Here is a 26,051-nt window from a genome sequence, read left to right on the forward strand (position 1 = left end):
ACCAGCAATATCAAGCGTTTCTGCCGCATCCCCGGATCACTGACCGCCCGGTCGGCCGGACCGGACCCGGGCCCGTTCGTCCAGGGCCAGCCAGACGCGGTCCCTGGTGACGGGCAGTTCGGTGAACCGGACCCCGGTGGCGTTCCGCAGCGCGTTCACGAACGCCGGCGCGACCGGATTGAACGGGCTCTCACTCATCGACTTCGCTCCCAGCGGGCCGATCGAGTCCTCGGTCTCCATGAAATGGACCTCCGTACGGGGGATGTCCGCGTACTGCGGCAGCCGGTACTGCCGGAACGCGGCGGTGGTGACCTTGCCCCGCTCGTCCAGCCTGACGTTCTCGAAGAGCGTGGCCCCCAGCGCCTGGGCGATGCCGCCCTCGACCTGGCCCCGGCACTGCATGGGGTTCATGACCTTGCCCGCGTCCGCCGCGTGCACACTGCGCAGGATCCTGATCTCACCGGTTCCCGGATCGACGGCGAGCCGGAACCACTGGGCGTTGAAGGCGACGGAACGCGGCGTCCCGCCGAAGTGGCCGTCCGCCGCGAGTTCCCGGCCGGCCGACTGCGCCGCGGCGTACAGCTCCTTCAGCAGGATGCGGGTGTCGCGGTACTCGACCGCGTCCTCCAGGAGGCGGCACTCGTCGCGGTGCCCCCCGAGGTGCTGGGCCGCGAAGGTGAGGAGGGTCTCCGCCAGGGCCTGGGAGGCGCGGAGCGTCGCCTTGCCGGCCACCACGGTCCCGGTCGATCCGAAGGCCCCGGTGTCGTGTTTCACGACATCGGTGTCCGACTGGCGCACGGTGATCCGGTCGACGGTGGTGCCCAGTTCACCGGCCGCGATCTGCCGGTGGACCGTGGTGGTGCCGTTGCCGAACTCCGCGGTCCCCACGGCCAGATCGAGGGTCCCGTCGGCCAGCAGACTGATCCGGGCGTCGGCGATGTGCCCGCCGGGCGGCCCGGTCGCGATCATGGACAGCGCGGACCCTTCCCCCACGAGCCACCCCTCGGGCGCCGCTCCGGCCGGCTCGGCACGGGCGTCCCGCACGATGCCCAGGCACTGGTCGAGCCCGTAGCTGGCGATGTGCAGGTCCTCCTCCTCGCCGCCCGGACTGATCATGGGTTCCCCCGGACCGATGATGTTGCGTTCCCGGAACTCCAGCGGGTCCATGGCGAGCAGCCGGGCCAGTTCGTCCATGACCGACTCCATGGCGAAGACGACCTGCCCGAGCCCGTAGCCGCGGAACGCGCCCGCCGGCACGGCGTGCGTGTAGACGGCGTAGGCGTCCGCCTTCTTGTGCGGCGCTCGGTACACGGCCATCGACTCACCGACGCTGTGGAACATCACGGCAGGCCCGTGGTTGCCGTACGCCCCGGTGTTGGACACCACCCGCAGCTGCAGTGCGGTCAGGCTCCCGTCACGACGGGCCCCGGCCTTGACCCGGACGGTGAACGGGTGCCGGGTGGTGGCACCGAAGAACTGCTCGGCGCGGGTGTACTCAAGCTTCACCGGACGGTGCAGACGCATCGCGGCGAGTACGACGATGTCCTCGACGATCATCTCCTGCTTGCCGCCGAACCCGCCGCCCACCCGCCCCGCCAGCACCCGCACCTTCTCCAGCGGCAGGTCGAACAGAGCGCAGAGCGCCCGCCGGGTGAGGAAGGGGGTCTGGGTGCTGGACCGCACCACGACGCGCTCCGGCCCCTCCTCCGGCTGCTCGAACCAGGCGACCGCGCCGTGCGTCTCCAGGCTCGCGTGCTGGACCCGCTGGGTACGGAACGTCTCCTCGTACACCACCTCGGCGGCCGCGAACCCCTCCTCGACCGAGCCGATCTCGCCGTGCGACTCGCCCACGACGTTGTCGAGCGGCCGGGCGATCCGGGCCTCCTCGGCGTCCTTGGCGTGCACCACAGGCGCGCCCGGCAGCATCGCCTCCTCCGGATCGAGGACCGCCGGCAGCACCTCGTACGTCACCTCGACGCGCCGGCAGCCCTCCTCGGCCGCCGCCTCGCTGTCGGCGACGACCGCGGCCACCCGCTGGCCGATGTAGCGCACCGTGTCGTCCAGGACCCGGGTGTCGTCGGGGTCCTCTGTGGGGTGCTCGTGCCGGGCGGTGGAGTAGTGGCGTTCGGGGGCGTCGTGGTGGGTGAGCACCAGACGCACCCCCGGGACGCGCAGCGCGGCGGACGTGTCGATGCCGGTGATCCGGGCGTGCGCGTGCGGGGAGCGCAGCAGCTTCATGTGCAGGAGGCCGGGGACGTCGATGTCGAAGGTGTACCGGGCGGTCCCGGTCACCACCTGGGGGCCCGCCGGGGCCGGCAGGTTGCGGCCGACCGCCGCGCCCGCGCACGGGGCCTCGACGTGCTTCACCCCGCGGACCGCGTCCTCGATGGCGCGGTACCCGGTGCAGCGGCACAGGTTTCCCTTGAACGCGCGCGGCAGGTCGGTGAGTTGTTCCTCGTCGAGAGCCGCGGTGGTCATCAGGTACCCGGCGGTGCAGAAACCGCACTGGAATCCCTGCGCGTCCAGGAACCCCTGCTGTACGGGATGGAGTTCGCCGTCCGTGGCCAGGCCCTCCACGGTGGTCACGGAGCGGCCCTGCGCCCGTACGGCCGGGTAGATGCAGCTGTGCACCGGCTCCCCGTCGACATGGACGGTGCAGGCCCCGCAGTCACCGGCGTCGCAGCCCTTCTTCACGCCGAACCAGCCGCGTTCGCGCAGATAGGTGCGCAGGCACTGTCCGGGCCGCGGTTCGGCGTCGAAGGGCTGCTCGTTGACATGGATACCGAAACTCATCGCGTTCCTTCCGTGGTCAGCTCGCGCCGGACCTCCTCGGCCAGGCGGAAGGCCATATGGCGCCGCCAGGCGGGCAGCCCGTGGATGTCGTCGAACCAGTCGGCGTCGTCGATGGCCGCCTCCATGGCGCCGCGCAGGCCCGCCCGGTCCGGTGGCAGCGGGAACCAGAACCGGAAGGGGCGCACGGTCGCCGCGGTGACCGTCACGGCCAGCGAGCCGTCCTGCTCGTCGAGCACCCCGATGACCAGGGCGCCGGACCTGCCCAGTCCGTAGAGCGAGGCCTGCCGGAAGGCGGTACGCGAGGCCAGTGTCCGGGCGGGCAGGGTGACGGAGCGCAGCAACTCGCCCTCGCCCAGGTCCTTGCGCCCCGCGCCGGTGACGAAATCGGCCACCCGGACCCGGCGCAGCGAGCCGTCCTGCGCCTGGAGGAGGCACTCACCGTCGAGGGCCGAGGTGAGGGAGATCATCGGCCCGGCCGGCAGCGCGTTGCAGAGGTTCCCGCCGACGGTGGCCATGTTCCAGATCTTGAAGGAGGCGAGGAACGCCCGGCAGCACTGCTCGAACAGCGGCGCGGCCCGTACCCGGCTCCGCTTCCCGTGGCGGGACAGCTGGGCGATGGTGCACGTCGCGGCGAACTCCACGGAACCGTCGTGGTGGTGGGTGACCGGCTCCCAGCCCATCCTGCTCAGGTCCACCAGCCGCCGCAGGTGTGGCTGGGGCTCGGAGAACAGGTAGGTGCCCCCGCCGAGCCAGGCGTCACCGGGCCGCCAAGGCTCGTGGGAACGGGCGTCCCGCACGTCCCGCACGGTGTTGAGATCCATGTCGTTCTCCACTCCGGCCGCTGCGTCGTCGGCCATCGAGAAGCCCAGTGAAGCAACGCCGCCGCCCCGCGCACGACTGGTGCACCACACGGAAAAACACCAGTCCCCGCGTCGCGTCCTGGAGGATCGACCAAGAGGTGTATCGATCCCTTCACCTTGCATTTACGATGACAGGACTCGCAGTCGCCTCGTGAATGTGAGATGTCGGGGCCCGGACCCGGCAGTCGCGCAAGGAGCCACACCATGCACGTCGAACACCTTCTCCAGCTCGAATCGCTCGGCCTCACCCTGCTGTGGGGCGAAGAGCCCCTGCCGGTCCGGGAGATCAGCGGGGTCACCGCCACCGACCTGGAGGACCCGGCCCGTTTCCTCCAGCAGGGGGAGATCGTGCTCAGCGGCCTGGTGTGGTGGCGTCCCGACGACGAGCCCGAGAAGGCCGCGCGATTCGTCACCGCGCTGCGGACGGCCGGAGCCGTGGCCCTGCTCGCGGGCGAGGAGACGCACGGGACCGTGCCCGATGTCCTGGTCGACGCCTGCCGGACCCACGGAGTCACCCTCGTCGCCGTTCCCGCGCGCACCAGCTTCCGGGCCATCACAGAGGCGGTCTACCTACGGCAGTGGGGCGATCTCAGCCGCCGCCCCACCCACCACTACGCGACCCCTGAGAACGTACGCAACGAACTCAGCGTCCTGCTCGCGGCCGGCGCGCACCCGGACACACTGCTCGACCGGGCCTTCGCCCACCTGGGCACCCCGCCCGCCTACCTCCTCAGCGCGACCGGGCGCAGCCTCGCCCGCACGCCGTCCGCCCCGCCGCTGACCGCGCGACGGGGCGCGGAATGCCTGCACGGGCCCGCCGGAGTCACCTTGCGCATCGAGTCGGACGGATCCCCCTACGACGTCTGGCACCTGTACGTCCCCGACACGGCCGGGGCGCCGCCCCGTGTGCTCCACGAGATAGCCGACGTGCTCGCCCAGCACCGGCACCGCGCCGCCCCGGCCGAGAACGCGGCACGCCGCAAGGGCGACGAACTCGTCTCACTGATCGACGCCCCGCACACCGACGGGACATCACTGCGCACCGCCCTCCACGGCTGCGGCCTCTCCGACCGGGGGCCCTACCAGGTCCTCACCGCCCGGCCGGCCCATGAGGACGACGCGGACGCGGCGGCGGACGCCCTGGCCGAGGCACTGCACCACGACTCGGAGCGCCCCTTCGCCGTGGGCAGACTCACCGGAGGCACGGCCGTGGCCGTCGTCCAGGGCGAACCGGGGGACAGCGGGGCCCGGTTGCACGCCCTGTGGCCCGTACTGGACGGCTGCCACCCCGGCGCGCCGCTCCACGGCGGGCTGGGCGCCGCGGCAGCCGGTCCCGAGGAACTGCACGGCAGCCTCGTACAGGCGCGCTATGCCCTGACGGCGTCCCGCACCACCGCACCCGCGGGGGCCGGACTGACCTCCGTGGACGACCTCACCACCCTGCGCACGCTGCTCGCGGGACTGCCCGGAGAGGTCCGCGAGGTCTTCAGCGCCCGGACCCTGGGCCCGTTGACCGAGGAGGACGGCGCCTCGCAGCGCATGATGCTGCACACCCTCGAGGTCTTCCTCGCGCACAACTGCTCCTGGGCCCGCGCCGCCGAGGCCCTTCACCTCCACGTCAACACGGTCCACTACCGGGTCCGGCGCATCGAGCAGCTCACCGGCCGCGATCTGTCGCGCCTCGATCACCGACTCGACCTGCAGGCCGCGCTGATGTGCCGCTGACCGGAAACGGGCCGGGGCCCGGGATCAGCCCCGGCTGCCCGGCCGGTCGATGTGCACGTTCGTCGACTTCACCCGGGCCGTGGCCATGACCCCGACCTCCAGACCGAGTTCATCGACGGACTCGCGGCTGATCAGCGACACCAGCCGGTGCGGCCCCGACTGGATCTCCACCTGCGCCACCACGTCGTCGGCCGTCACCGCGACGACGATCCCGGCGAACGAGTTCCGTACCGACGTCAGGACCTCCCCGGGTACCGGATGCAACCCGGCGGCACGCTCCGTCGCGAAGTACGCGAGGCTGACACCGTCGATCACCCGGTTCCCCGAACCGCCCCGGTCCATCGTGAGGTGACCGCCGTCGGCCCAGCGGCGGACGGTCTCCGGACTCACGGCCAGCAGCTCCGCGGCCTGGCCAATGCTGTACGAGGGCACCCGCGCACTCTAATCCCTCTCGTCCGGCTCAGGCTGGGCCCGGTGCCATGGGGTGCCCGCCGGACGCGCCCGCCCGCAGCCCGTCCATCACGAGGTCCAGCAGCCGGGCCGCGCGCGGCGGCCAGTCGCTGTGCGGGTCGATCTGCCAGAGCCCGGCGATGGCGAGCAGGAAGTCCTCCGCGGTCAGCCCCGGACGGATGGTGCCGGCCTTCTCGTTGGCGTCCAGCAGGAGTGTGACGGCCCCGGTCACCGGACCGTGGCCCAGCCGGGCCAGGCCGCCCTGCCGGCTGACCGTCGTGCGCAGCGCCTCGGCCAGACCCGCCTTGGCCATGGCGAACTGCGCGAGCCGGTCCATCCACTCACGCAGGGCCCGGTCGGGATCGTGGGTGAGGAGCAACTGGGCGGCGGAGTCCGCCACCTGCTGCATCTCGTAGCGGTAGACCTCCAGGACGAGCGCCTCCCGGTCGGGGAAGTTGCGGTAGAACGTCCCCTGTCCGACGCAGGCCTTCCTGGCGATCACGCTCACCGGAGCGTCCGCCGCCCGGGTCAGCTCGGCCAGCGCGACTTCAAGGATGCGTTCGCGATTGCGCTGTGCGTCAGGACGCAGAGGGGTGCTCTTCCGCTCCCGCACACGTCCTCCTTCCGGGCCCGCGGCCGTGGCCGCTCTTGATAACCGGACAGCTGTCCACTAGGTTCGATCATCGGCGGACAGCTGTCCGCTTAGCCTTACCCTAGCGGCAGTTCAAGCCACTCCTGCTCCTCCCGGACCGTCCACCGGGACCGGTCGACGCGTATCAGCAACGCGAAAGAAGGCTGATCATGGCCCCATCGACGTCCAGTGCGATCACCCTGAACATCAACGGCGAAAAGCACACGCTGCCCGTCGATCACCGCACCACCCTCCTCGACGCCCTGCGCGAGCGTCTCGATCTGACCGGCACCAAGAAGGGCTGCGACCAGGGCCAGTGCGGCGCCTGCACGGTACTGCTCGACGGGCGCAGAGCCGTGGCCTGTCTGCAACTGGCGGTCGCGGCCGAGGGGCGCGAGATCACCACCATCGAAGGAGTGGCCGACGGCGACCGGCTGCACCCGGTCCAGCAGGCCTTCCTCGATCTCGACGGCTACCAGTGCGGCTACTGCACCCCGGGGCAGATCTGTTCCGCCCTCGCGGTGATCGAGGAACACGCGGCGGGCTGGCCGAGCGCCGTGACCGACGATGTCCGGCCCGAAGCCGGGGTGCCCGCACTCACCGCGGAGGAGATCCGCGAGCGGATGAGCGGCAACCTGTGCCGCTGCGGCGCCTATGTGTCGATCGTGCGGGCGGTCGCACGGGCCGCGGAGACCTCCGCGGCCTCCGTCGACGGAGTCAGGGAGCCGCTCGCATGAGGGAATTCGGCTACGAGCGCGTCCATGACGTCTCCGGAGCGCTCGCGCTGCTCGGCACGGACCCGGAGGCCCGCTTCCTCGGCGGCGGCACCAACCTGGTGGATCTGATGAAGGCCGGTGTGGAGCGCCCCGCACTCCTCGTCGACGTACAGGAACTGCCGCTGGACACCATCGAGTTCACACCGGACGGCGGCCTGCGCATCGGCGCGACCGTCACCAACAGCGATCTCGCCGCCCACGCCGAGGTGCGGCGTCACTACCCGGCACTGGCGCAGGCACTCCTGGCCGGCGCGTCGGGACAGCTGCGCAACATGGCCACAGTCGGCGGGAATCTGCTCCAGCGCACCCGCTGCGGCTACTTCAGCGACCTCGCCAAGCCGTGCAACAAGCGTGTCCCCGGCAGCGGTTGCCCGGCCATCGCGGGTGAGCACCACAACCATGCGATCCTCGGCGCCTCCGAGCACTGTGTGGCCACCCACCCCTCGGACATGGCGGTCGCGCTCGCGGCGTTCGACGCCGTCATCTCGTACGAGACGGCCGACGGGCCCGGTGAGCTGCCGATCTCCGAGTTCTACCCGCCGGTCGGCGCCACCCCGCACATCGAGACCGCCCTGCCGCCCGGTGCCCTCATCACCGGTGTCACCCTGCCGCCGGCCGCGGTCGCCGCGCACTCCCGCTACCGGAAGGTGCGCGAGCGCGCCTCTTACGCCTTCGCGGTCGGTTCGATCGCCGCCGCGCTCGATGTGCGGGACGGGACGGTGGCCGAAGTACGCCTCGCGTTCGGAGCGGTCGCCTCCCGGCCGTGGCGGGCCCGCGCCGCCGAGCGGGCGCTGACCGGCGGACCGGCGACCGCCGAGGCGTACGCCGCCGCGGCGGACGCCGAACTGGCGGCGGCCGAGGCGCTCCCCGAGAACGGATACAAGGTGACCCTGACGCGCAATCTCGTGGTGGCCGTGCTGAGCGAACTCGCCGAGGAGGCAGCCCGATGACCACGACGACCGACAGCACGGCGTTCACCGGGGCCGTCGGCTCCGGCCTCACCCGGGTGGAGGGCCGCGACAAGGTCACCGGAGCGGCCCGCTACGCCGGCGAGATCCCCTTCGCGGACCTCGCCCACGGCTGGCTGGTGCTCTCGACCGTGGCCCGGGGCCGGATCAGTGAGGTGCGGGACGCCGACGTCCTGGCCATGCCCGGAGTCCTCACGGTGCTGCACCACGGGAACGCGCCGCGCGTCGAGACCGACTACGTCGGCATGCTGGGACGGCCCAACCCGGTCGTCGGGCTCTTCCAGCACGACCGGGTCCCCTTCGTGGGCTGGCCGGTGGCGATGGTCGTGGCCGAGACGCCGGAGCAGGCCAGGGAGGCGGCCGAGGCGCTGGTCGTCCGCTACGACGAGGAGGAGCCGCACGACGTGGCGTTCTTCGCCGGGCACCCCGGCGCGTACATGCCGCCGAGCGGTGTGATGGCCGAGGCCGAGACGGCGAAGGGTGATCTGGAGGCCGAACTGGCGGCGGCCGCCTTCGTCGTGGACGAGGCGTACACCACCCCGGAGGAGCACCACAGCTCGATGGAGCCGCACGCGGCGACGGCCCGCTGGGACGAAGGCCGGCTCGACGTCGTCGACTCCAACCAGGGCAGCACCTGGGTCGCCGCCGAGCTGGCACTGATCTTCTCCCTCGACCCGTCAGCCGTACGGGTACGGTCCGAGCATGTCGGCGGCGCCTTCGGCTCCAAGGGCCTGAGCCCCCATCAGGTGGCCGCCGTGATGGGCGCGACCGTCCTCCAGCGTCCCGTGCGCGTCGTCCTGACCCGACGTCAGATGTTCTCGCTGGTGGGGTTCCGCAGCCCCACGGCACAACGGGTCAGGCTCGCCGCCGACGCGGACGGCCGACTGCGCGTGTTCGACCACCGCTCGCAGAGCCTGACATCGACCGTGCACGAGTTCGTCGAGACGAGCGCCGTGCTGGGGCGGGTCCTGTACGACGCGGACGCGCACCACACCCTGCACACGCTGGTACGGCTCGACGTGCCGTCCCCGTCCTGGATGCGCGCACCGGGCGAGGCGCCGGGGTCCTTCGCCGTCGAATCGGCGCTCGACGAACTGGCCGAGAAGTGCGGCGTGGACCCGATAGCGCTGCGCGTCCGCAACGAGACCTCGGTCGGGCCCGTCTCCGGGCTGCCGTTCAGCAGCCGCAACGTGGTCACCTGTTTCGAGGAGGGGGCCCGCAGGTTCGGCTGGGCGGACCGGGACCCGCGCCCCGGCGTGCGCCGCGAGGGACGCTGGCTGATCGGGACCGGAACGGCCGCGGCCACCTACCCCTCGGGTGTCAGCCCGTCCACCGCGGCCGTGACCGCGGAGCCGGACGGCAGCTTCACCGTACGGATCAACGCGGCCGACATCGGCACCGGTGCCAGGACCGCGATGACGCTGGTCGCAGCGGACGCCCTGGAGGTGGACCCGGACCGCGTCCAGGTGCGGATCGGGGACAGCGACCTGGGACCGGCGATGATCGCCGGCGGCTCGATGGGCACCCGCTCCTGGGCCTGGGCGGTCATGCTGGCGGCGGGCGAGGTGCGCGAGCGGCTGGCGCTGGGCGGAGGTATCCCGCCGGAGGGAATCACCGCCAGGTCGAACACCGCGGACGTCATCGGCGCCCTCCCGCAGCTGGAACGGCACTCCTTCGGGGCGCAGTTCGCGGAGGCGGCGGTGGACGTCACCACCGGCGAGGTGCGGGTACGCAGGCTGCTCGGCATCTACGCCGCGGGCACCATCGTCAACCCGCTCACCGCCCGCAGCCAGTTCATCGGTGGGATGACCTGGGGACTGTCGATGGCCCTGCACGAGGAGGCGATCAGGGACCAGGCCTCCGGCGGCCATGTCGGCGCCGACCTGGCCGACTATCACTTCGCCTCGCACGCCGATGTGCCGGTCATCGAGGCGGACTGGGTGGACGACCACATTCCCGACGACCCCATCGGCATCAAGGGCATCGGTGAGATCGGTGTCGTCGGCGTCGCAGCCGCGATCGCCAACGCGGTGTGGCACGCGACCGGCGTCCGCCACCGGGAGCTGCCGATCCGCCCCGACCGCGTCCTGCGCGCGGCGCAGGCGGCCAAGGAGGCCAAGAGCGCTTGAGCAGCGGACGCCGTTCCCGGCCGCGGCGTGACCCGTAAGGGCCACGCCGCCGCCGTACGGGACAGGGAACCCGCGTCAGAACTTCCGCAGGGTGACAAAGCCGCCGGGTCGCAGTTCCACCCGCCGCGTCACGCCCTTCCAGCTCACCTCGGTGCTGCGGCCGCCGACACTGCGGATCCGCGCCTCGCGCACCTTCCCGTCGCGCCGGCTCAGATCCACCACGAACTCATCGAGTCGGCGGAGGCGGGCGTCCGGTACCACATCTCGGTGGCCCGCCCCCGGGGCGCGCGGCGGCGCCGCGGCGGGCCGCTCCGGGGCAGGCGTGGCGGCGAAGGCGGGCAGCGCGCCGAGGACGGTGGCCGAACCCACGGCCGCGGCGAGCGTGAGCAGGCGGCGGCTCGGCTGACCGGGCTCCGGCTGCGCGGGCGGCCGCGGGTGCTGGTCGTTCTGCGCCGGAGGTACGGCGATGGCCACGGCGGCGGTGACGGCGAGGGCCATCGCGGCCCGCGTCGGGTGACCGTTAGGACAGCGGTGCACGGCGGGCGCACGGCCTTGCTCGCGGCGGCCGACGTGGGCGCCGGGGACGTCTCGACGGGCCTGGTCGATGACATGGCCGGAAACATAGGGGAGTTAATTTCCTCTGCCAAGAAAAAAAGTACCCCGACCAGATGTGGCAGCGGCGGACCTCAACCGCCCGGAGGGTTCGCCCGGAGTGGCCGCGCCCGGTGCGGGCCGGGCCGTTGGCCGAGTCGTCATCGCCGCGAAATCCCCTGTACCCGGCAGGATTTCGGGGTTCCCCGACTATCGACATGGGCATGTCATCGCATGGTGCGGCCCCACCCGCTTCGACCAGGAGGAAGCAGTGAAGAACAGACGACGGATCCGCAACGTGCCACTCGTGCTGGCCGCGGCCGGGGTGTTGGTCCTGGCCTCGCCGGGCAGCGCCTTCGCCGATGTGCCGGGTGCGCTGCCCGCGAACGCGGACGGACTGGAGCAGACGTTCCAGCCGGCCTACGACTACGACGGTGACGGGTGCTATCCGACGCCCGCCATCGGTCCGGACGGCACCATAGCCCCCGGGCTGAAGACCACCGGAGCCGTCAACGGCAGCTGCCACGACTCCTGGGACCTGGACAACACCAACGGATACGCGCGCTCCAAGTGCAACAACGGCTGGTGCGCCATCATTTACGGCCTCTACTTCGAGAAGGACCAGGCCGTCGCCGGCAGCGGGCTCGGCGGACACCGCCACGACTGGGAGCACGTCGTGGTCTGGGTGCAGGACAACGAGGCCAAGTACGTCTCCACCTCGGCCCACGGCGGGTTCAGTGTCTACGGGCGCGACCAGATCCAGTGGGACGGCACCCATCCCAAGGCCGTCTACCACAAGGACGGGATCGGGACGCACTGCTTCCGTCCCGCGACGACGGGCGACGAGCCGCCCGAGAACCACTACCACCAGTGGCAGTTCCCCGACCTCATCGGCTGGAACGGTTACCCGGACGGCCTCCGGGACAAGCTGGTCCAGGCCGACTTCGGCAGCGCGGTCTTCGGCCTGAAGGACGGGAACCTCGCCGGCCACCTCCAGAAGGCGATGCCCGCCGGCATCCCCTTCGACCCCAACGCCTGACGGGACGGGAAGCGCCGGCACGGCGGGGCGGGGCGGCGCGGGTCAGTGCCGCCCCGCCCCGCCGGACCGGCCGGGGAGCGGGGCGAGGAGCCGGTGGGCCGCCATCGCCGCGCCACCGCGTGCCCACGCCTCGAACGGCAGCGGCCGCACCAGGAGTTCGCACCCGGCGGCGGCGCCGAAGGCCTGGTCCGCGAAGGCCCGCCGGATCTCGTCGGAGAACAGGTCGTACGCCGCCACGCCCTCGCCGGAGATGATGACGCGCTCCGGGCCGATGGGGTTGGCCACCGAGGCGATCCCCAGCCCCAGTGCCCGTCCCGCCCGGGTGAACACCTCGCGGGCGGCGGTATCCCCGGACCTGGCCAGGCGGACGGCGCCGGACAGGGAGAGGGTCCCGACGCCGGTCTGTTCCCGTACCTGGTCGACGATGGCCTGGGTGGACGCGACGGCCTCGACGCAGCCGGTGTTTCCGCAGGTGCAGACGCGTTCCGTACCGCTGACGGGCAGATGTCCCAGTTCGCCGGAGACCCCGTACGCCCCGGATACCACCCGCCCGTGGAGGGATATCCCGCATCCCACCCCCGCGCCGACCGTGACCAGGGCGAACGAGGAGAGTCCGACCCCGTCGCCGAACCACTGCTCGGCGACGGTGAGGCCCGGACGTCGTTGTCGATCACCGTCGCAATGCCGGTGGCCTCCTCGACCAGTGCGGCGAGCCGGACGCCGTGCCAGTCGAGGAAGGGTGAGTAACGGACCGTGCCGCCCGGTCCGTCCAGATCGCCGGAGACCGTCACGCCGACGCTGTGCACGGCCGGGCCGGACTCGCCAGCCCCCTTTCCCGCCCGGCCGGGGAGGGTGCCGACCAGTTGGGCGACGGCCCTGACCACTGTGCCGACATCCCGTGAGCGGAGCGGGGTCCGCCGGGTGGCCAGCGGGGCGGCCGTGAGGTCGACGAGCATGCCGATGAGCTCGTCGGACGTGATCTTGATCCCGATGAACCCGGCCCGCTCCGGCCGTACCGCCACCAGCGTGGCCGGGCGGCCGGGCTGCCGGTCACCGGCCGGGCCGAGCTCGGTGATCCAGCCGTCGTCGAGCAGTGGCGCCGAGACCTTGGTGACCGCCCCGGAGGAGAGGCCGGTGCGGCGTCCGAGCTCCGCCCGGGTCAACGGCCTGGGCAGGGAAATGACCCTGGAACAGCGCTGAATATATTGAACTCGGAAGGAAACTCTCGCTGCATTCGCCGCGCTCTCGCCGCAGGCGGCAGCCGAGCGGAGCCCCGTCCGCACCCGCTGGTCTCGAGAGGACATGCCATGACCCGCACCACCACCCGGATCGCGCATCTGCGGGCGGCCGGAGTGAGCTTCGTCGTCGAACTGCGCGCTCCGCTGCCCCGCGTCCTGCACTGGGGCGAAGACCTCGGCGAACTGACCGGCGAAGGTCTCGCGGCCCTCGGACTGACGGCCGAGGCCGCCGCACTCAACAACTCGCTGGACGGTCCGAGGCAGTTCACCGTCTGGCCCACGGAGGCCGATGGCTGGCCGGGCACCCCGGCCCAGCAGGGTCACCGGGCCGGGGCGGCCACCGCGCCCAGGGTCGTGATGACCGGGGCGGAGGAAGGCCCCGGCGAACTGGTCATCGCCCTCCACGACACCGACGCCGCCCTCGACATCACCCTCACCTATCGGCTGGACCCGTCAGGTGTCCTGGGCGTGCGCACCAGCGTCTCGTGCCCGGCGCCCGATCCCGGCCAGGACGCCACCCCGGCACCCGCCGCCGTGCCGTACGACCTCGCCGCCACCACCGCGCTGCTCCCGCTGCCGAACCGTGCCCAGGAGATCCTGGACTTCACCGGGAAGTGGTGCCGCGAACGCACCCCGCAGCGTGGCCGGCTGGCGTTCGCCGGCCATGTCCGCGAGGTACGCCGGGGCAAGCCCGCAGTGGACGCGCCGCACCTCCTGACGGTCGGGGTACCCGGATTCGGGTTCCGTACCGGCGAGGTCTGGGCCCTGCACGTGGGGTGGAGCGGCAACCAGCGCTGGCTCGCCGAGCGGCTGCCGGAGGGCGCCGGGGTGCACGGGGGAGTCCTCGGCGGCGGCGAACTGCTGGCTCCCGGTGAGATCCGGCTGGCCCCGGGCGACCGGTACACCTCGCCCGAATGCTTCTTCGCCTGGTCCGGTGAGGGCCTCGACGGGCTGGCCGGACGCTTCCACACGATGCTCCGCGCCCGTCCCGGTCACCCGTCGTCGCCGCGTCCGCTGACCCTGAACACCTGGGAGGCGGTCTACTTCGACCACCGCCCCGAACGGCTGCTGGCGCTGGCCGACGCCGCGGCCGCCGTCGGGGTGGAGCGACTGGTCCTGGACGACGGCTGGTTCCTCGGCCGCCGGGACGACACGGCGGGGCTCGGTGACTGGACGGTGGACCCGCAGGTGTGGCCCGAGGGGCTGACCCCGCTGGTGGACCGGGTGCACGGCCACGGGATGCAGTTCGGCCTCTGGGTGGAGCCGGAGATGGTCAATCTCGATTCGCGGATGGCCCGCGAGCACCCCGAGTGGATTCTCGGCCCGTCCGCCGGGGTGGGCCCCAGCTCCCGTCACCAGTACGTGGTGAACGTCGCCGACGAGCACGCCTTCGCCCATCTGCTGGAGCGGCTGGACGCGCTCGTCACCGAGTACGGCATCGACTATCTCAAGTGGGACCACAACCGGGACCTCCACGAAGCGGTGCGGCGCGGCGCGCACGGCGCCGACCGGCCCGGGGTGCACGCCCAGACGGCGGCCCTGTACCGGCTGATGGACGCCCTCAGGGCGCGCCACCCCGCGCTGGAGATCGAATCGTGCTCCGGCGGCGGCGGACGCGTGGACCTCGGCGTCCTCTCCCGTACGGACCGGGTCTGGGCCTCCGACTGCAACGACCCGGTGGAGCGCCAGTCGATCCAGCGCTGGACCGCGCAGCTGCTGCCGCCCGAGCTGATCGGCGCCCATGTCGGGGGCCCGCGCAGCCATACGACGGGGCGGGTCGCCGACGACTCGTTCCGGCTGATCACCGCGTTGTTCGGCCACGCGGGCATCGAGGACGACCTGACCGCGCGCACCCCGGAGCAACGCGCGGCGCTGGGCCGGTGGGCGGCGCTCTACAAGGAACTGCGCGGACTCCTGCACGGCGGACGGGTCGTCAGGGCGGACCTCGACGACGAGGCGACCCAGCTGCACGGTGTGGTCTCACCGGACGCCGGCTCCGCGCTGTACTGCTGGGTGCGCACGGAGACCTCGGTGCCGGGTCAGTCCGGCCGGGTCCGGCTGCCCGGTCTCACCCCCGGCCGGCCCTACCGGGTCCGGATCCGTACGGAGGCGGGGCTGCCCGCCCTCCACCAGGTCGCCGGCCCCCTCTGGTGCACGGCCGCGCTCGACGGCTGGGTCCCGGTGCCGGGCGCCGTGCTGACCGGTGCGGGGCTGCCGATGCCGACGCTCAACCCGGGGCAGGCCCTGCTGATCGAGGTCGCGGCGCAGGTGTCCGCGAGCTGACCGGCGGTGCGCCGGCCCGGGTGGGGCCGGCGCACCGCCGGCCGGGGTCACGGGCTGGCCGCGTCGTAGCCGTAGCGCAGCGGGCCGTCGCCCGGGGGCAGGCCGAGCCGGTACACGTACAGGGCCTCGGCCCGGACGCCACCCGGCGCGGCCTCCACCTCGCAGGGGCGGGTGACCTGTACGACCGTGGGCCGGTCGGTGACGCGCAGGCGCAGGCCGTGGGCGGGGCCCCCGACGAGCACCGCGTGCTCCTCGCGTGTCGTGCAATCGGTATCCATGCCCATACTTTAAAGGTTGCGCAATGAAAGGAGTGTGCACCTCCGCCCCTTTCGGGACCCGCTCCTTTCAGGCTTCGGACATTCAGGCTTCGGACATTCAGACCGCGGCCGGGGCCGCCGAGGCGCCGGACGCGATGCCGAAGGCGGGCTCGGGCACCTCTGTGGGGCTGATGAGGGTGGAGTGCCGGCCGTCCGTACCGACCGGGACGTCCCCGTCGATGGTGACGCGCCGCAGCTTGCGCTCGTGGGTGTCCGAGTCGTCCACCCCGTAGTGCTGGGTGGCGCGGTTGTCCCAGATGGCGACGTCGCCGGCCTGCCACTGCCAGCGCACGGTGTTCTCCGGACGCTCGATGTGGGACTGGAACAGGTCGATGAGGGCCCGGGAGTCGCGGCCGGTGAGTCCGCTGATGCGCTGGACGAAGTTGCCCAGGAGCAGCACCCGTTCGCCCGTCTCGGGGTGGACGCGGACCACCGGGTGCTCGGTGAGGAACTTCGTCGAGGTGAACACCTTCTGGTACTGGGCGAGTGCCTCCGGCAGAGCGTCGGGGCGCAGCGCGACGTAGTCGTAGTCGTTGGAGTGGACGGCCCGCAGGCCGTCGGCGAGGGTGCGCAGCGGCTCGGGCAGCCCGGCGTACGCGGCGGCGGTGTTGGACCACAGGGTGTTGCCGCCGTAGGGCGGGACGGTGACCGCGCGCAGGATGGAGAAGGCCGGATAGGCGGGTACGAAGGTGACGTCGGTGTGCCACTGGTTGGCCCGGCCTCCGTGGTCGGAGTCGATGCCCAGCGAGTAGCGGCCGTCGGCGGACGGGACGGTCGGGTGGGCGACCGGGGTGCCGAGCAGCCTGCCGAACGCCTCGTGGCTGTCCTCGTCCAGGTGGTCCTGGCCGCGGAAGAAGACGACCTTGCTGGCCAGCAGTGCGGACCGGACGGCCGCGACCGTCCCCGGGGCGAGGTCACCGCCGAGACGTACCCCGGAGATGACGGCGCCGATGCGGCCGCCGACCTTCTGGACGGTCACGGTGGAGGCGGGAGCGGAAGCGGTGGTTGCCGAGGACATTGCGGGAATCCTTTCGTGGGGTACGCCCCGCGGGGCGGCGGACTGCCGCCGCCGGACGTGGAGGGTCCGGTCGCGGGTTGCGTGCAGACGCGGGGATTGCGAGACGCGGGGGCTGCGAGGAGTGGGGATGCCGGGACGGGGTGTGCCGGGACGTGGCAGTGGCGCGGGATGGGGAGGCGCGGTGCGACAGGGGCGGTCAGGCAGCGCTACAGCGGCCCGGACACCCGGGCGGCAGTGCGGTGCGGCCGACGCGCGGGGCGGGCCGCGCATCGGGAGTGGCCGTCGCGAACATGTTCCGGAGACTCGCAGCGCCCCGCCGGGTACGTCAACCACGTACCCGTACGCCGCAGGGCGCGTGCGGGCGGTCCGCGACGCGTTCCGCCGGGCCCCGGAAAACCGCCTCCGACCAGGGCTTCGCAGCTCGTACCGGAGCGCCCGTGCGCGGTGCCGGGGGACCGGGTGCGAGGCCCCGCGCGAATTCACGCCGCCGTAATGTCGCGCCCGCGACCGCGCCCCCGCGCCGCCCGCCCGGGACTTCCATCGATTGGCGGTGGTCGACGGGCAGGACTAATCTCGTGTGAGTGAACGTAGGCGTTCACTCAACGGCTTGAGTCTCGAAGCGATCCCATGACGGAATCCCACGCGACACCCCGGCAGTCTGCCGAGTCCCCGAAGCGGGCACACGGCAGCGGAATCGCCCTACTCGTCATCTGCTCATGCCAGTTGATGGTGGTTCTCGACATCACCATCGTGAACATCGCCCTTCCGCACATCCAGACCGCGCTGGGCTTCTCCACCGAGAACCTCTCCTGGGTGGTCAACGCCTACACGCTGACGTTCGGCGGACTGCTGCTGCTGGGCGGGCGGCTCGGTGACATCCTCGGCCGCCGCAGAGTCTTCATGTTCGGCGTCGTGCTCTTCGCCTTCGCCTCGCTGCTCGCCGGGCTCTCCCAGGAATCCTGGCAGTTGCTGGCGGCGCGTTCCCTCCAGGGCGTCGGCGGTGCCATCGCCTCGCCGACCGCGCTCTCACTGATCACCACGACCTTCCGCGAGGGGCCCGACCGCAACAGGGCGTTCGGCGTCTTCGCCGCAGTCTCGGCCGGCGGCAGCGCCATCGGGCTGCTGGCGGGCGGGCTGCTGGTGGAGTGGCTCGACTGGCGGTGGATCTTCTTCGTCAACGTCCCCATCGGGCTGCTGATCGTGCTCGCCACCCCCCGCTTCATCCGGGAGTCCGAACGCCACCCGGGCCGCTTCGACGTGACGGGGGCGCTGACAGCCACGCTGGGCATGGTGCTGCTCGTCTACGGCTTCATCCGCGCGTCCGAGGAGGGCTGGAGCGACAGCCTCACCCTGGGAGCCTTCGCCGCGGCCGTTGTGCTGCTCGCCGTGTTCATCGTCATCGAGGGCCGGTCGCGGCAGCCGATCACGCCGCTGTGGATGTTCCGCGACCGCAATCGCGCGGGTGTGTACGGAATGATGCTGTGCCTGTCCGCCGCGATGTTCGGGATGTTCTTCTTCCTGACCCTCTTTGTGCAGAACATCCTGAGTTTCAGCCCGCTCCGGGCCGGCCTCGCCTTCCTGCCGGTCAGCGCGATCATCGCCGTGGGGGCCGGCTTCACTTCGCGGCTGCTCCCCAGATGGGGGCCGAAACCCTTCATGGTGACGGGCTCTCTCCTGTGTGCCGTGGGCCTCGGCTGGCTGACGCAGGCGGACGCCGACAGTACGTACCTGGGCAGTCTGCTCGGTCCGGTGCTGGTGTTCGGGCTCGGCATGGGGCTGCAGTTCGTGTCGCTGACGCTGATGGCCGTGTCCGGTGTGGCGTCGCGGGAGGCGGGCGCGGCGTCCGGAATCCTCAACACCATGCAGCAGGTGGGCGGTTCGCTCGGCCTGTCCATCCTGGTCACGGTCTTCGGTACGGCCAGCCGCAACGAGGCCACCCACCAGGTCCCGCGCTTCCTGTCGCAGGCGACCCCCGCAGAGGTGGCGCAGTTCCGCAGGACGGGCCAGCTCCCCGGGCAGTGGGGCGAGCAGGTGCTGGTGACGGGCATCTCCAGGGCCTTCGTCACCGCCGTCGTGTTCGCCGTGGTGGCCGCGCTGATCGCGCTGATCATCGTCAAGGTGCGCCCCTCGGACATCGAGCGGCTGCGGGGCGGCGGCGCCGCGATGCCCGCGGCGGCGGAGGCCGCCGACGCTCCGGGGGGAGCGGCGGCACCGGGTGCCGCGGACGGGCCCGCCCGGCAGCCGCCGCGGCCGGGCGGCCAGGATCCCCCCGACCCGGAACGATGACCCCCGGCCGCCCGGGCACCGCACCGGGCGCCCGGGGGCGCGGCTTTCAGCCCTTGACGGTGAAGCCCGCCCGCAGCAGCGCCTCGTCGCGCGAGGACGGGCCGACGAGCAGCTCGAACGCGCCCGGCTCGACGATACGGTTGCCCGCGGCGTCCACCAGACTGCACTCGGCGACCGGCAGTTCGATGACCACCTCGCGCGACTCGCCGGGTTCGAGCGTCACCTGACGGTAGGCCTTGAGCTCCTTCTCGGCCCACGTCACCGACGTGACGGTGTCGCTCACGTACGCCTGCACGGTCTCCCGCACCGGCCGGTCGCCGGTGTTGCTGACGAGGACGCGTGCGCGCAGGGTGTCGTCCGCGCCGAGGTCCTCGGTGAGCACCTCCAGCTCGGTGTACGAGACGCTCGTGTAGCTCAGGCCCTCACCGAACACGAACGCCGGACTCTGCGTCAGATCGGCGTAGCGGGAGCCGTGCTGGCCGCGTACCTGGTTGTAGTACGTCGGCTGCTGACCCGAGTGGCGGGCGAAGGAGACCGGCAGCCGGCCGGACGGCTCGATGAGGCCCAGCGCCAGTTCGGCGACCGCCCGGCCGCCGAGCATGCCCGGGTTGAAGGCGTGCACGATCGCCGCCGCGTTGTGCGCGGAGGGCGGCAGCACCAGCGGCTTGGAGCTGATGACGACCACCACCAGCGGCTTGCCCGTCGCGGCGAGCGCGTCGAGCAGCGCGACCTGGCCGCCGATCAGTTCCAGGGTCGCGGTCGAGCGCCCCTCACCGACCAGCTCGATCCGGTCACCGACGACCGCGACGACGTAGTCGGCGGCCTGCGCCGCGGCGACGGCCTCGCCGATCAGCGCCTCGGAGGGCTCCGCGGGGACGACGACCTCCGGCCGGGGCTGCCCGTCCGGGAAGAACGCGCCCAGCGGGTCGGGCCCCACGGTGAGGATGTCGGCCCCGCGTGCGTGGGTGACGGTCCAGCCGTCCGGCACGTGCTCCCGGAAGCCGTCCAGGACGGTACGGATCATGTCGCGCGGATGGCCGTCCGGCAGCCAGTCCGCCTGCCCGGAGGAACCCGCCCAGTCACCGAGCTGGGTCTGCGCGTCGTCGGCGTTGGGCCCGACGACCGCGACCGTGCGCGGCCCGGCGCCGGTGGCCGCGAGCGCGCGGCCGTCCGGACCGGCCGTGAGACCGCCGGCCAGCGGCAGGGTGCCGTCGTTGGTGAGGAGCACCAGCGAGCGGCGGCCCGCTTCGAGGTTCAGTTCGGCGTGCCCGGCGCTTCCGATGACCGCGGCCTGCCGGTCGCGGTCCGGGTGTCGCGGGTTCTCGAACAGGCCCAGCTCGAACTTGAGCGTGAGGATCCGGCGGACCGCCGCGTCGATCTCCGCCTCGTCGAGCGTGCCGGCGGCGACCGCCTCCTGCGCGCCCTGGAAGAAGTCCGGCGTCGTCATCACCATGTCGTTGCCCGCGCGCACCGCGGCGGCGGCGGCCTGCGCGTGGTCGGCGTAGACCCGCTGCTCCCACACCATCCGGCCGACGTTGTCCCAGTCGGTCACCAGCGTTCCGGTGTAGCCCCACTCGCCACGCAGTACCTCGTTGAGCAGCCAGTCGTTGACCGTGATCGGGACCCCGTCCATCGACTGGTACCCGAGCATGAACGTCCGGCAGCCCTCCTTGGCGACCCGCTCGAACGGGGGCAGGAACCACGAACGGAGCTTGCGGCGCGAGATGTCGGCCTCGCTCGCGTCCCGGCCGCCCTGGGTCTCGGAGTAGCCTGCGAAGTGCTTGGCGCAGGCCAGGATCGCGGTCGGGTCGTCGAGGCCGTCGCCCTGGTACCCGCGCACCATGGCGGAGGCGAGCTCACCGATGAGGAAGGGGTCCTCGCCGAACGTCTCGCTCACCCGGCCCCAGCGCAGGTCCCGGGTGATGCACAGGACCGGGGAGAACGTCCAGTGCACACCGGTCGCGGCGACCTCGACGGCCGTCGCCCGCGCGATGCGCTCGACGAGTTCGGGGTCCCAACTCGCGGCCATGCCGAGCTGGGTGGGGAAGATCGTGGCCCCTTCCCAGAACGAATGGCCGTGGATGCAGTCCTCCGCGACGAGCAACGGGATCCGCAGCCGGGTCCGCTCGGTGAGCGCGGCCGCCTCCAGGACGCGGTCGGGGGAGGCGTGCAGGATCGAGCCCGCGTGCATGCCCTCGATGTGGTGCCGGACCCCGTCCTTCGCGTTCAACTGGAGCATCTGGCCGACCTTCTCGGGCAGCGTCATCCGCCCGGCCAGATCGGCGACGCGCTCGGAGACGGACAGCGCGGGGTCGAGATAGGGCAGTGAGGAGCCCACAGGAGTTCCTTTCACAACGTCGGTGACGTTCTCGTCGGGCGGATGCCTGGGTGGTGGAAGGACCGGCCGGCCCAACTCGACCACACCGTCACACCGTACGCCGAATCCCGACCGGGTGGTAAGTATGTGAGTATGCAACTGTACTCATTGACGCCGTCGGGGACGGCCGGGGAGAGTGGCACATGACCGGCGACACACGGCGTGGCTACGCCAAGGGCCGGGCCAAACGCGTGGAGATCCTCGACCAGGCCATGGCCATCTTCGGTGAGGCCGGCTACCGGGGCGCGTCGTTGCGGGTGATCGCCACCCGCTGCGGGATCTCGCATCCCGGTCTGCTGCACCACTTCCCGACCAAGCAGTCGCTGCTGCTCGCGGTGCTGGAGCACCGCGACGAGGTGGACTCCGAATGGCTCGCCCTCGGCAGTCCGAAGAGCGTCGGCCGGCTGCGCAGGCTCGTCGACCTCGCCGCGCTGAACGCCGAACGCCGGGGGATCGTCGAGCTGTTCTCCGTACTCGCCGCAGAGGCGACCTCCGCCGACCACCCGGCCCACGCCTACTTCGTGGAGCGCTACCGCACCTCATTGCTCTCCACGGCCGTCTCCTACCGGGAGGCGCTGGACGAGGGCGCGCTGCGTGCCGGGATCGACCCCGACGAGGCGGCGCAGCAACTGATCGCGCTGATGGACGGACTCCAGGTCCAGTGGCTCATCAGCGGCTGCGTGACGGACATGGCCGGTGTGCTGCGGGCCCATGTGCAGGCGCAGTTGACCGTGGGGCTGTGAGGCCGGGGGCCCGTGCCGCCCGCGGGCGGCACGGGCGGGACCGGGCTCCCTACGAGCCGTCGCGTCCGGCCGCCAGTAGAGCGTCCCGGCCGATGAGGGCGGTCGAGCCGGGACCCGTGCAGGCGTAGGCACCCGCCACCGCGCCCAGCCGCGCGCAGTCGTGGACGTCCCTGCCCTCCAGCCTCCCGTACAGGAAGCCGGTGACGAACGCGTCGCCGGCCCCGTTGGTGTCCACCACCGGGGCGGGCGGCACGGTCGCCGGGACGTGGTACGGGTCCGGTCCGCCGTCCCGGGTGAGGAACCAGGAGCCCTCGGCCCCCGCCGTGGCGACCACGGTCCGCGCGCGGCCCTCCCGCAGGATCCGCCGCATCAGCGCGGGGGCGCGGTCGCCCGTGGACGCGGCGCTGAAGAAGACGAGATCGGACCGCAGGGCGAACTCCCGCTGGTGCTCGGCCAGTCCGTCCCAGTCGTGCAGATCGGTGGAGACGGGGACACCGAGGGCCTCGATGTCGTCGTACAGGAATCTGGTGAAGCCCGTGATGGACAGGTGGACATGGCGGGTGCGCCGCAGCCGGGGCAGGTAGAAGTCCCGCGGCATCCGCAGCTCCGCAGGGTCCCGGGCGTCGTAGAACGACATCCGGCGGCCCTTCGCGTCCACCAGGTTCACCGCGCGCCGGGTGCCCGCCGCGGAGATCAGCGGATGGAACTCCACGTCCCCCTCGGCCAGCCGTTCGCGCACCAGGGCGCCGGTCGGATCGTCGCCGATGCAGTCGAGCAGGGCCACGTCCAGACCGAGCGCCCGCGCGCCGAGGGCCACATTGCCCCCGGTCTGCCCGGCCCACTCCTGGATCGGACCCACCATGACGGAGTCGGCGAGGGGGACCGGCAGGGTGTCGACGCGGACGATCGTGTCCACCCCGCTGCCGCCTACCACCACAACGTCGTACCCGGATTGCCGCTGGATCACCGTGCCGCCTCTCTTGTCCCGCCGCGGCCCAGTATCGCGGACCGGCCGCCCTCACATCGGCCGTTCTCTGCGAGCGGTCCGGCGGACCGCTGCCTATGATCGACCGGGGGCCTTGGACCTGATCTGTGGAGGCTTTTCGATGCTGTCGGTGCTCGAACCGCGTGACATTCCTCCGCGCCTCGCCACTGGCGCGTTCATCCTGAACTCCGGCCTGGGCAAGCTCAAGGCCGACGAGGAGACCGCACAGACCCTGCACGGCATGGCCTGCACCGCCTACCCCTTCCTCGACCGGATCGAGGCCGGGCGGTTCACCCGGCTGCTCGCCTGGTCCGAGATCGCGGTCGGCGGCGCGCTGCTGGTCCCCGTCGTGCCGACCCGGCTCGCCGGACTGGCGCTGACCGGGTTCTCCGGCGGACTGCTCGGCCTGTATCTGCGGGTCCCCGGAATGCGTGAGCCGGGCAGCCTGCGCCCCAGTCAGGCCGGCGTCCCGCTGGCCAAGGACGCCTGGATGTTCGGCATCGGGCTGGGCTTCCTCGGCGCGGGGGCCCACCGCTGCGGCACGCCGCGCCGCCGCTGCCGCCGGCACCGCCGGTGCGGCCGCTGAACCACCCGGACAGGCCCTCGGGGTGGTGGCACGGGTCCCGCGCCACCGCCCGGTGTCAGTCGCGCACCCGGGCCATCAGCAACGCCACGTCGTCGTGGTGGCTGGGGTCCCGGAGCTTGCGCAGCAGCCGGTCGCAGGACGCCTCCAGCGAGGCGTCCGGCTCGCGGAGCAGTTCCCGCAGGGCGGCCAACCGGGTGTCTATGTCCTGGTCACGGGTCTCGACCAGACCGTCCGTGTACAGGACGAGCCGGTCGCCCGGTCCCAGGTCGAACGTGACGTCGCTGAACGGAACACCGCCCACGCCCAGCGGCGCCCCGGCCGGCAGATCGAGCAGCCGGGGCGGGCCCCCGGCCGGGATCAGTACCGGTGGCAGATGTCCGGCGGTGCTCACCCGGCAGCTGTCGTGGACCGGGTCGTACACGACGTAGACGCAGGTGGCGAACCACGGGTCCAGATCGGCCGTGATCTCGTCGAGGTGCCCGAGCACCTCCGCGGGCCGCAGACCTATCCTGGACAGCGTCTGGGTGGCGGTCCGCAGCCGCCCCATCGTGGTGGCCGCGTTGATACCGCTGCCCATGACGTCACCGACCACCAGAGCGGTCCCGCCGTCCCGCAGCGGGATGACGTCGAACCAGTCGCCGCCGACCTCGTACCGCGAGGCGGCCGGCCGGTAGCGGGACGCCACCTCCAGCCCGGCCGGGGCGTGGTGGTTGTGCGGGAGCATGCTGCGCTGGAGGGTGAGGGCGGTCTCCCGCTGTTGCCGGAACAGCCGGGCGTTGTCGATACAGACCGCCGCGCGGGCGGCCAGCTCACAGGCGAGCACCTCGTCGTCCTCGGTGAACGGCAGCGGATTGTCCGTCCGTATGAGGTCGATGGCGCCCAGGACCTCGCCCCGGGCGATCAGCGGCACCGCCAGGTAGGAGTGCGCACCGGCCTCGGCCAGCAGCCCCGCGGAGCGGCTGTCGCGGGCGACGCGCGACAGCGCCTCCGCGTCGAGATACGGCACCCGCACCGGTTGGGCCGTACGCACGCAGCGCGTGATCAGCCGGTCCGCTCCGTAGTGGGCCGCGTGACCCGGTGGATCCGCCGCCTCGACGACCGGCGTCGGCCGGGCCGCGACGACGGCCAGTGCCTGGATGAGGGCCGGGCCCTCGGTTTGGCTGGGACGGCCCTTCAGCACACTGTCCAGGACATCGACCGCCGCGACGTCGGCCAGCTCGGGAACCGTGACCTCGGCCAGCTCCCGCGCGGTCTGCTCCAGGTCCAGGGTGGTCCCGATGCGCACCGAGGCGTCCGCGACCAGTGCCAGCCGGTGCCGGGCCCGGTCCGCCTCGGCCTCCGCCCGGTGGTGGTCGGTCATGTCGATGAGCGAGACGGCGAGCCCCAGTACCTGGCCACCGGAGTCCTCCAGCCGGTACAGCGACATCGACCAGGCGCGGTCGGTCTCCGGATCGGCCGCGGTACGGCCCTCCACCTGATGGCCCACCTGCGGCACACCGCTCTTCAGGACCTCGCGCATCGCCGCCTCGACCACTTCGGCGTCGAGGAAGGGCAGCGCCTCCCCGACCCGGCGCCCGAGGTGCTCGGCCGCGCTCAGACCGTTCATCCGCTCCAGCGCGGGGTTGGCCGCCAGATACCGCAGATCGCTGCCCAGGACCGCCAGGCCGATCGGGGACTGGTCGACCAGGCGCACGGACAGCGCCAGATCGCGCTCCACCTGCCGCAGCGTCGCCCCGTCCGTGGCCAGCCCCAGCGCGAAGAAGTCACCCCGGTCGTCCTGCAGCCGCATGTTGCGGAACTCCAGCAGCCGGCTGGTGCCGTCCTTGCACCGTACGGGGAAGCTCCCCGCCCAGGTCTCGCCGCTGTTCATCACCTCCGAGAACAGCCTCAGCACCAGCTCGAAGTGTTCCTCGTCGACCAGGACGCGGGCGGCGAACCGGCCCAGCGCCTCCTGCGGCGTGTAGCCCAGCAGCCGCTCGGCCTGCGGGCTCCACAGCACGATGCGGCCCTCGGTGTCGAGCATCATCGCGGCCGTCCCGAGGACGTCCACCAGACCGTTCTCGGAAGAGCGGCGCACCGCTGCCCGGCGGGCGTCGCCCAAGCCGGTCCGCATGTCATCGGTGCCGTCCACGGACCATCCTTCCCAAGCCGTCGCCGTGCCCGGACACAAGGTTCGCGCTCTCCCATGGTCGCCCCGGACCCGCCGCCACCGCAGCTCCTGCGAACCGGGAGATCCTGGCGCGGGAGGTTTCGGAA

At 72.2% G+C, this 26,051-nt stretch carries 21 protein-coding genes; 10 read left to right on the forward strand and 11 right to left on the reverse strand.

Annotation, left to right across the window (positions count from 1 at the left end; genetic code table 11):
- Positions 1 to 36: 36 nt before the first annotated feature.
- Both OG892_RS37195 and OG892_RS37200 read right to left on the reverse strand, forming a co-directional pair.
- Positions 37 to 2,793 (reverse strand): molybdopterin-dependent oxidoreductase, encoded by a 2,757-nt coding sequence (locus tag OG892_RS37195; protein ID WP_073734048.1) that lies wholly within the window; start codon positions 2,791 to 2,793, stop codon positions 37 to 39.
- Positions 2,790 to 3,614, reverse strand: a complete 825-nt coding sequence (locus OG892_RS37200) for an FAD binding domain-containing protein (protein WP_327340808.1) — start codon at positions 3,612 to 3,614, stop codon at positions 2,790 to 2,792. The genes OG892_RS37195 and OG892_RS37200 overlap by 4 nt, the downstream gene beginning before the upstream one ends.
- A 243-nt stretch (positions 3,615 to 3,857) precedes the next feature.
- Here OG892_RS37200 and OG892_RS37205 point away from each other — a divergent pair, with 243 nt between their 5' ends.
- A complete protein-coding gene (locus OG892_RS37205) occupies positions 3,858 to 5,378 on the forward strand; it encodes a PucR family transcriptional regulator (RefSeq protein WP_371631381.1) in 1,521 nt (506 codons plus the stop codon).
- A gap of 24 nt (positions 5,379 to 5,402) precedes the next feature.
- On the opposite strand, the gene OG892_RS37210 is transcribed toward OG892_RS37205, so the two are convergent.
- A complete protein-coding gene (locus tag OG892_RS37210; RefSeq protein WP_371631382.1) occupies positions 5,403 to 5,810 on the reverse strand; it encodes a molybdopterin-binding protein in 408 nt (135 codons plus the stop codon).
- A 28-nt stretch (positions 5,811 to 5,838) separates the two neighbouring features.
- The gene (locus tag OG892_RS37215; RefSeq protein WP_363221761.1) at positions 5,839 to 6,441 is read right to left on the reverse strand and encodes a TetR/AcrR family transcriptional regulator; all 603 of its coding nucleotides are present in this window, start codon (positions 6,439 to 6,441) and stop codon (positions 5,839 to 5,841) included.
- 188 nt (positions 6,442 to 6,629) lie between these two features.
- On the opposite strand from OG892_RS37215, the gene OG892_RS37220 reads away from it, so the two are divergent.
- The 3 genes from OG892_RS37220 to OG892_RS37230 are packed head-to-tail and all read left to right on the forward strand — an operon-like array spanning position 6,630 to position 10,332.
- Positions 6,630 to 7,196, forward strand: coding sequence for a 2Fe-2S iron-sulfur cluster-binding protein (locus OG892_RS37220; RefSeq protein WP_327340404.1), 567 nt, complete (start codon positions 6,630 to 6,632; stop codon positions 7,194 to 7,196).
- Positions 7,193 to 8,185 (forward strand): xanthine dehydrogenase family protein subunit M, encoded by a 993-nt coding sequence (locus OG892_RS37225; protein ID WP_371631383.1) that lies wholly within the window; start codon positions 7,193 to 7,195, stop codon positions 8,183 to 8,185. The genes OG892_RS37220 and OG892_RS37225 overlap by 4 nt, the downstream gene beginning before the upstream one ends.
- Positions 8,182 to 10,332 carry a xanthine dehydrogenase family protein molybdopterin-binding subunit gene (locus OG892_RS37230; RefSeq protein WP_371631384.1) on the forward strand — a complete coding sequence of 717 codons (2,151 nt, stop codon included), beginning with the start codon at positions 8,182 to 8,184 and terminating at the stop codon, positions 10,330 to 10,332. The genes OG892_RS37225 and OG892_RS37230 overlap by 4 nt, the downstream gene beginning before the upstream one ends.
- A 75-nt stretch (positions 10,333 to 10,407) precedes the next feature.
- Here OG892_RS37230 and OG892_RS37235 read toward each other — a convergent pair whose 3' ends face one another.
- Positions 10,408 to 10,830 carry a hypothetical protein gene (locus OG892_RS37235; RefSeq protein ID WP_328864365.1) on the reverse strand — a complete coding sequence of 141 codons (423 nt, stop codon included), beginning with the start codon at positions 10,828 to 10,830 and terminating at the stop codon, positions 10,408 to 10,410.
- 364 nt (positions 10,831 to 11,194) lie between these two features.
- Between OG892_RS37235 and OG892_RS37240 the strand changes: the two genes are divergently transcribed.
- A complete protein-coding gene (locus tag OG892_RS37240) occupies positions 11,195 to 11,962 on the forward strand; it encodes an NPP1 family protein (RefSeq protein ID WP_073734040.1) in 768 nt (255 codons plus the stop codon).
- Between the two features lie 42 nt (positions 11,963 to 12,004).
- Here the strand turns inward: OG892_RS37240 and OG892_RS37245 are convergent, their stop codons facing one another.
- Entirely contained in the window at positions 12,005 to 12,691 is a 687-nt protein-coding gene (locus OG892_RS37245) for an ROK family protein (RefSeq protein WP_371631753.1), read from the reverse strand.
- Between the two features lie 231 nt (positions 12,692 to 12,922).
- On the opposite strand from OG892_RS37245, the gene OG892_RS37250 reads away from it, so the two are divergent.
- Positions 12,923 to 13,162, forward strand: coding sequence for a hypothetical protein (locus OG892_RS37250; protein WP_371631385.1), 240 nt, complete (start codon positions 12,923 to 12,925; stop codon positions 13,160 to 13,162).
- Positions 13,163 to 13,269: 107 nt separating this feature from the next.
- Positions 13,270 to 15,483 carry an alpha-galactosidase gene (locus OG892_RS37255; RefSeq protein WP_371631386.1) on the forward strand — a complete coding sequence of 738 codons (2,214 nt, stop codon included), beginning with the start codon at positions 13,270 to 13,272 and terminating at the stop codon, positions 15,481 to 15,483.
- A 47-nt stretch (positions 15,484 to 15,530) separates the two neighbouring features.
- Here OG892_RS37255 and OG892_RS37260 read toward each other — a convergent pair whose 3' ends face one another.
- Positions 15,531 to 15,761: a hypothetical protein gene (locus OG892_RS37260; protein WP_073734695.1), complete on the reverse strand. Its 231-nt coding sequence runs from the start codon at positions 15,759 to 15,761 to the stop codon at positions 15,531 to 15,533.
- A gap of 97 nt (positions 15,762 to 15,858) precedes the next feature.
- Positions 15,859 to 16,818, reverse strand: a complete 960-nt coding sequence (locus OG892_RS37265; RefSeq protein ID WP_371631387.1) for a TauD/TfdA dioxygenase family protein — start codon at positions 16,816 to 16,818, stop codon at positions 15,859 to 15,861.
- Positions 16,819 to 17,445: 627 nt separating this feature from the next.
- Here OG892_RS37265 and OG892_RS37270 point away from each other — a divergent pair.
- Positions 17,446 to 19,104, forward strand: coding sequence for an MFS transporter (locus OG892_RS37270; RefSeq protein ID WP_073734037.1), 1,659 nt, complete (start codon positions 17,446 to 17,448; stop codon positions 19,102 to 19,104).
- A gap of 46 nt (positions 19,105 to 19,150) precedes the next feature.
- Here OG892_RS37270 and OG892_RS37275 read toward each other — a convergent pair whose 3' ends face one another.
- The gene (locus OG892_RS37275; RefSeq protein WP_073734036.1) at positions 19,151 to 21,442 is read right to left on the reverse strand and encodes a glycoside hydrolase family 3 N-terminal domain-containing protein; all 2,292 of its coding nucleotides are present in this window, start codon (positions 21,440 to 21,442) and stop codon (positions 19,151 to 19,153) included.
- Between the two features lie 182 nt (positions 21,443 to 21,624).
- Between OG892_RS37275 and OG892_RS37280 the strand changes: the two genes are divergently transcribed.
- Positions 21,625 to 22,224, forward strand: a complete 600-nt coding sequence (locus OG892_RS37280; RefSeq protein ID WP_073734035.1) for a TetR/AcrR family transcriptional regulator — start codon at positions 21,625 to 21,627, stop codon at positions 22,222 to 22,224.
- Between the two features lie 49 nt (positions 22,225 to 22,273).
- Here OG892_RS37280 and OG892_RS37285 read toward each other — a convergent pair whose 3' ends face one another.
- Entirely contained in the window at positions 22,274 to 23,161 is an 888-nt protein-coding gene (locus OG892_RS37285; protein WP_371631754.1) for a carbohydrate kinase family protein, read from the reverse strand.
- A 169-nt stretch (positions 23,162 to 23,330) separates the two neighbouring features.
- Here OG892_RS37285 and OG892_RS37290 point away from each other — a divergent pair, with 169 nt between their 5' ends.
- Complete coding sequence (locus OG892_RS37290) at positions 23,331 to 23,795, forward strand: hypothetical protein (protein ID WP_073734033.1); 465 nt, start codon at positions 23,331 to 23,333, stop codon at positions 23,793 to 23,795.
- 55 nt (positions 23,796 to 23,850) lie between these two features.
- On the opposite strand, the gene OG892_RS37295 is transcribed toward OG892_RS37290, so the two are convergent.
- The gene (locus OG892_RS37295; protein ID WP_073734694.1) at positions 23,851 to 25,908 is read right to left on the reverse strand and encodes a SpoIIE family protein phosphatase; all 2,058 of its coding nucleotides are present in this window, start codon (positions 25,906 to 25,908) and stop codon (positions 23,851 to 23,853) included.
- Positions 25,909 to 26,051 lie beyond the last annotated feature (143 nt).

Source organism: Streptomyces sp. NBC_00341 (assembly GCF_041435055.1).
Classification (GTDB): domain Bacteria; phylum Actinomycetota; class Actinomycetes; order Streptomycetales; family Streptomycetaceae; genus Streptomyces.

Coding starts and splice junctions, on each gene's coding strand:
- OG892_RS37260 (WP_073734695.1), bottom strand. CDS start 15,761: ATGGATACCGATTGCACGACACGCGAGGAGCACGCGGTGCTCGTCGGG.
- OG892_RS37250 (WP_371631385.1), top strand. CDS start 12,923: ATGAGCTCGTCGGACGTGATCTTGATCCCGATGAACCCGGCCCGCTCC.
- OG892_RS37255 (WP_371631386.1), top strand. CDS start 13,270: ATGACCCGCACCACCACCCGGATCGCGCATCTGCGGGCGGCCGGAGTG.
- OG892_RS37195 (WP_073734048.1), bottom strand. CDS start 2,793: ATGAGTTTCGGTATCCATGTCAACGAGCAGCCCTTCGACGCCGAACCG.
- OG892_RS37265 (WP_371631387.1), bottom strand. CDS start 16,818: ATGTCCTCGGCAACCACCGCTTCCGCTCCCGCCTCCACCGTGACCGTC.
- OG892_RS37200 (WP_327340808.1), bottom strand. CDS start 3,614: ATGGATCTCAACACCGTGCGGGACGTGCGGGACGCCCGTTCCCACGAG.
- OG892_RS37230 (WP_371631384.1), top strand. CDS start 8,182: ATGACCACGACGACCGACAGCACGGCGTTCACCGGGGCCGTCGGCTCC.
- OG892_RS37235 (WP_328864365.1), bottom strand. CDS start 10,830: ATGGCCCTCGCCGTCACCGCCGCCGTGGCCATCGCCGTACCTCCGGCG.
- OG892_RS37225 (WP_371631383.1), top strand. CDS start 7,193: ATGAGGGAATTCGGCTACGAGCGCGTCCATGACGTCTCCGGAGCGCTC.
- OG892_RS37290 (WP_073734033.1), top strand. CDS start 23,331: ATGCTGTCGGTGCTCGAACCGCGTGACATTCCTCCGCGCCTCGCCACT.
- OG892_RS37205 (WP_371631381.1), top strand. CDS start 3,858: ATGCACGTCGAACACCTTCTCCAGCTCGAATCGCTCGGCCTCACCCTG.
- OG892_RS37270 (WP_073734037.1), top strand. CDS start 17,446: ATGACGGAATCCCACGCGACACCCCGGCAGTCTGCCGAGTCCCCGAAG.
- OG892_RS37280 (WP_073734035.1), top strand. CDS start 21,625: ATGACCGGCGACACACGGCGTGGCTACGCCAAGGGCCGGGCCAAACGC.
- OG892_RS37295 (WP_073734694.1), bottom strand. CDS start 25,908: ATGCGGACCGGCTTGGGCGACGCCCGCCGGGCAGCGGTGCGCCGCTCT.
- OG892_RS37220 (WP_327340404.1), top strand. CDS start 6,630: ATGGCCCCATCGACGTCCAGTGCGATCACCCTGAACATCAACGGCGAA.